Below are 4,861 nucleotides of genomic sequence, written 5' to 3'. Positions count from 1 at the left end.
GTTTGCCTAGAAGTGCGAACATGTTTTTCTTGTATCATGTATACATTTATTACTTTTTTTCTCTTTTATACCGTTAGAAAACGCCGAAATATCAGCATTTTATCTATCTCTTGTTTTTTCTATCTTTTCTGATTTTTAATATCACTATCACCAAAGCTATCACTAGTTTTTCTATTATTTTTACTTTTTTATATGTATATTGAAACAGGAGTTAGAAAAATTAATAGAAGAACGAAAAAAGACCTCAACCAAATTTAATTGCTAGGGTCTTTTTATAAGAAGAAATGCATATTATCGTTTAGATATTGTCAATACATATTCAGGAAAATCTATTTTAGGGTTTACAACAAGAACGTTTGTTCGTATACTCTTTTTGAGGTGAACTTTATATGTTAATGGAAGGAAAAACACAATTATGGTTTAAATTTGATCCTTCGAACAAATTCATTAAAGACTTTCACAAAGTATGGGATTCAGAAGTTTTCTTTTTAGCAATCGAAGATAGCTTATTAATCAATCTCTACTATTCTAATAAGAACTACTTTAAAATTCCTGCTGCGAAAACTAGAATGAAGAAAGATGTATATTTTTTGTTTGATATCGTGACTGACGTGCCAGACGCACGGAGCGATCATCGGCGTTATGACTATATAAAGTATACTTTCGTTGATCCAGAAAGGTATATAGATTAAAATAAGTTACCTAAAAAGGACAAATACAAATTTTATTATCTTATTTATAGTAAGAAGATAATTTAAGATTGCGAAATACGATACTATTTGTAATCTATAGTATCAGTCCTATAAAATAAACATCTAATTAATTACTCTAAATCCTAATTATAAGCCTTTTTTCTCACTTTTTTTCAAAAATATGGTATGCTTCTTAGTGAATTCAAATATAAAAGAGTTTAAAGCGTAATACACTTATGGGGAAGTGGTTTGGGGTGCGCTTTAAACTCTTCTTTATTATTATCTCACAGCATGCTTAAAAGGTCTATGTCTATGGATTAAGTTATGTAAAAAAGTGCCTCTTTAAACGTCCTAAAATCCAAACAAGGATAGCATAATATACACTATCGTTGATCCAGAAAACAGGTAAATAAATTTTGCAAAAGCAATAAGTTAAAAACATTACAAAAAAGACAAGGATATCACATCAAGAAAAAATGTTTTGAAAATATCTTTGCCTTTTTGTATTATATCTATATTAAATAATCAATCACAACACATTAACTAATTTATATATTTAATTTGTTGTTTTTCTATAATTGGATAACTAATTAACTTATGACTATCTAAGTCTTCTTTATTCATATCAATTGCAGTAATTTGACTGTCTTCATATGTTCGATAATAATAGATTCCTTTGTCAACATTGCAACAAGAAGAATAAATTGTATATTCATATTTTCCATCACCAACATCACACAAACCTTTTTGTTGTTCTACTGAACCTAAGATATGGAAAAATTGACTAATACTTTCTGACTCTGAATCTCCAGATACAGAATTCAGCTTCGTAAAAGTCGCTTTAACAAAACGAGATACTGAGGATAAATCTCCAGGCAAGCCTATCCCTCCCATACCGCGGCTATAGGCATTCAAACTTATTTGATTTGAAAAATTATTTTTAGGAGTTTCACTCGATAAGACACGATAATTGTTTAAATTAAATAATTGATAGTCAAATGAAGGATTATTGGTAAGAACGCCCACAGGGTTATCATATATATGAAGTCCATCTTTCATACTTTCAATGACAATTGATTTTTCTTTATCAGCTAATAGCCAATGTAAAGGGGATAAAGGAAGTTCATCACTATAATTTATATTTGCTAAATTGATATTTTTTAACAATTTTTTAGCTTCTCCTACTGTTGAGCATTGTCCTAAAATCCAAGGAATAAATTCAAAAGGAGATACATTGTCTTTCCCTTCTTGTATTTCTTTATAATCAGCATACCCAGAAAAATTTAGCCCAGCCATACTCAATCCTTTTTCATTTGTCGCATCGTAATAAAGAGGGTAGTCAGCTATACCAGCGGCAATACCAATCATTGCATAATGAGTATCCAAATCATTTACCTTTCGAAAATTCAACTTATAATTTCTTGGAGTAACAGTGACTACTTCATTGTAAGATATTTCATAATCAAAATTCCTTCCAAAATAATGATCACTTGTTACATAAGTAATAGACGTACACATAGTTTATTCCTCCTAAATATTGTTCTGTCCACGTTCATTTTACTCCAAAGTTTTCCTCATTTCAAAAGAAAATCACAGAATACACGAAGAAGCGTTTCTATTTGTATAAACTATATCAAAGTTCTATACTTAAATTATCAAATAAAAAGGACGTGAAGATAAATGTCAAATTTAGAAAACAAAGAAGAAAAAGTTGTAAACAAAATTGTTTCTGTTGTCAATAAATTGGATAAAGAGTTAGACGAACTTGATACGTTATCTGAAAATCCAGAAAAAAAACATAACCTAAAAAAATGGTTAGTTGAACGAAAGGCTATTCATGAAATTAAAAAAGTTCTTCATGAAGCTGATAAATATGAAAAATATGATGAAAAAGAACTTGATAAAGAATTTAAAGAAATCAATGACTTATTACTATAATTGATTTATACGATTCATTTTTGAGACGTCAGACTGCAAACAACACTCTAAATTTAGGAGTTTGTCTACAGTCTGAATAAATTTTAAATTTATTGTCCATAATGTTATTATGAATTTATAGCATTAAGAAAAGAGATAAGACTTTACATTTTTTTAGGAATGTAAAGTCTTATCTCTTTTCTTAATTGTACAATTAGTATTATCTGCACTACTTTCTAATTAAATAAATTTTTAGTTATTAACTTGATTAAAATCAGAGATAATATCAATTAATTCAGTTTGAAGGGTTGTAACGATTAAATGGAAATTTTCTTCATCTGTTTTATTATATGGGGATGTTTTCGTTATATATAACAACTTTTCTTTTTCAATTTTCATTAATAACTCTGTCGAAGTCTGTACTTTATCTTGATAATTAAATGCAGACATCCCACTTTGTATAATTGTAATTATTGCTGAAGCAATTGAAACAATCAATAGTAAAGACCTGTGTTCGGAAGCCTGATCAATTAATATTGGGATACTAGCTGATAAGACTATTTTTATAATATTTCCGATACCAATTACTCTATTATAAAATCGAATTTCTTTTTTTAATCTATCGATTGTAGAATCAATAGATTCGATAAACGCTTTTTGATCCATCATTTTCTCTCCAATCATTTTATTAAAATCATTAACAAAAATATTATAATAGGATTTAAGTAAGTTCTAACTAATCACACATAAAAATAAAAAACATTTGTATTTTATCAAAGTTTTATTATACTTGTCAATTTGTGTACATCCTAAAATATAAGCTATTTGTTTACTTCTGTAGAATATATACTTTGTTGTTAGATAAGTTGCACATGTTTATAGAATCTAAATAATAAATTTTTATGTACCGCCCCTCAAAGAGGGGGGAATTTTTTATCGTTGTGGAATATTTAAATACCAACGCTTGTCATGAAAATCTTGTGCTCCACCCTTAGTATTTCCTTCTGGATCGTTTGTCGCACGCATCATGACGTATACTTTCTTATTAGGGAAATCACGCATATTGAAAGATACATGATAGCCAACATTTCCTAAAGTATTATAAGCTTGATTTACGTCTGGTCTATAAATCCCATCAGCTCTTACTCTAGCTAGTTCTTTTCCAGTATTGTAGTCCATAATGAAAATATACTCGTATTTATAATTAGCAATGTGCCATCCAGCTACATGCAAGTTTGCGTTTTCGATTTCTCCGAACTGATCAATGTGGGCGTAATTTGTTCCATCTGTCAGCGTAGAATTTGCAGCACCTGCTCGAGTTGGATCAATTACTGGTTTATCCTCCGAAGTAGTTGGATTATCATCCGTAAAACCATGAGCCAAATCATAGGCTAGTTTTTCTTTACTTACACCCATTTCAGAAAGATAACCGTAAGGATCTGTATGATCGCCCCAAATATTTTGTGTTACCCATAAATGCGATTTGATTCCTGGTTGGTTATAAGGAGTGTCTAATGTTAATGGAATACCATATTTCATTGCTGAATCTCTTGCCAATTCAACGTATACTTTATAGTTCTTTTCAAAAGTTTCTTTATCATGTGTGTGTTGTAACTCGATTTGCACAGGACTATTTGCATTAGCATATGAACCAGCGCCATACTGCACATAACCAAGTTGTCCAACTTGGTAAACAATTCCGCCGTCTCCCACAATGTAAGCAGTGTAAGCACTAGTCCATGAACGTTGCATATACTGTGCTTCATTGCGTCCTGTTGCTGTTTCGTTAGCTGTTTCATGCAGTAAAATATACTGATTATTCGCTACTTGAGAGCTACCTTCATTTACACCTAAATTAAATTCATTGTTAATCGTATAGGCAAACCCATTAATTGGCAATAAAAAAAGAGCCATTATTAGGCTCAATGATAAAATGATTTTCTTCTTCATTTTTTTCCTCCTATTTTTTTAAGTTATATGCAGACACACCAGTGATAACACCTAAAAACGTCGCTACTGCATTGATAGTCAGAACTGTCATATCTGTTCCATTCCATCCATATGCTTTGCCTAGTGTTGCAACTAATACAGATGTAGCCGGAAGTACCGTAAGTACCGCCCACTTAATGATTTGATAATATTTATCAGGTAAGATCATCTTTATTCATCTTCTTTCTATTTTTATCGAGATGTTTCCCTAAATAAAGTTTTAATTTGTTGTGTGTGTTCTACCAATTTTTCTGCATGTGTAT

General features: G+C 30.1%; 6 protein-coding genes. 2 read left to right on the top strand and 4 right to left on the bottom strand.

Annotated elements, in window-relative coordinates:
* Positions 1-389 precede the first annotated feature (389 nt).
* The gene (locus tag HMPREF2961_RS12530) at positions 390-692 is read left to right on the top strand and encodes a DUF5960 family protein (RefSeq protein ID WP_002308844.1); all 303 of its coding nucleotides are present in this window, start codon (positions 390-392) and stop codon (positions 690-692) included.
* Positions 693-1,235: 543 nt separating this feature from the next.
* Here the strand turns inward: HMPREF2961_RS12530 and bsh are convergent.
* On the bottom strand, positions 1,236-2,210 hold the full coding sequence (gene bsh, locus HMPREF2961_RS12525; protein WP_002287105.1) for a choloylglycine hydrolase: 975 nt from the start codon (positions 2,208-2,210) through the stop codon (positions 1,236-1,238).
* 162 nt (positions 2,211-2,372) lie between these two features.
* Between bsh and HMPREF2961_RS12520 the strand changes: the two genes are divergently transcribed.
* Positions 2,373-2,630, top strand: coding sequence for a hypothetical protein (locus tag HMPREF2961_RS12520; protein WP_002295273.1), 258 nt, complete (start codon positions 2,373-2,375; stop codon positions 2,628-2,630).
* A 231-nt stretch (positions 2,631-2,861) separates the two neighbouring features.
* Here the strand turns inward: HMPREF2961_RS12520 and HMPREF2961_RS12515 are convergent, their stop codons facing one another.
* From HMPREF2961_RS12515 to HMPREF2961_RS12505, 3 genes are all read right to left on the bottom strand, one after another.
* Positions 2,862-3,293: a DUF4231 domain-containing protein gene (locus tag HMPREF2961_RS12515; RefSeq protein ID WP_002308843.1), complete on the bottom strand. Its 432-nt coding sequence runs from the start codon at positions 3,291-3,293 to the stop codon at positions 2,862-2,864.
* A gap of 249 nt (positions 3,294-3,542) precedes the next feature.
* A complete protein-coding gene (locus tag HMPREF2961_RS12510) occupies positions 3,543-4,559 on the bottom strand; it encodes a peptidoglycan recognition protein family protein (RefSeq protein ID WP_002308842.1) in 1,017 nt (338 codons plus the stop codon).
* Between the two features lie 10 nt (positions 4,560-4,569).
* Positions 4,570-4,767 (bottom strand): phage holin, encoded by a 198-nt coding sequence (locus HMPREF2961_RS12505; RefSeq protein WP_002314481.1) that lies wholly within the window; start codon positions 4,765-4,767, stop codon positions 4,570-4,572.
* Positions 4,768-4,861 lie beyond the last annotated feature (94 nt).

Source organism: Enterococcus sp. HMSC076E04 (genome assembly GCF_001814285.1).
Lineage (GTDB): Bacteria > Bacillota > Bacilli > Lactobacillales > Enterococcaceae > Enterococcus_B > Enterococcus_B lactis.
The sequence above is the reverse complement of the archived record's forward strand: the minus strand, read 5'-3'. Positions and strand labels throughout refer to the sequence as shown.

Bases quoted from the DNA above. Each gene is read 5' to 3' on its own strand.
- HMPREF2961_RS12520 (WP_002295273.1), top strand. From the start codon at position 2,373: ATGTCAAATTTAGAAAACAAAGAAGAAAAAGTTGTAAACAAAATTGTT.
- bsh (WP_002287105.1), bottom strand. From the start codon at position 2,210: ATGTGTACGTCTATTACTTATGTAACAAGTGATCATTATTTTGGAAGG.
- HMPREF2961_RS12505 (WP_002314481.1), bottom strand. From the start codon at position 4,767: ATGATCTTACCTGATAAATATTATCAAATCATTAAGTGGGCGGTACTT.
- HMPREF2961_RS12515 (WP_002308843.1), bottom strand. From the start codon at position 3,293: ATGATTGGAGAGAAAATGATGGATCAAAAAGCGTTTATCGAATCTATT.
- HMPREF2961_RS12530 (WP_002308844.1), top strand. From the start codon at position 390: ATGTTAATGGAAGGAAAAACACAATTATGGTTTAAATTTGATCCTTCG.
- HMPREF2961_RS12510 (WP_002308842.1), bottom strand. From the start codon at position 4,559: ATGAAGAAGAAAATCATTTTATCATTGAGCCTAATAATGGCTCTTTTT.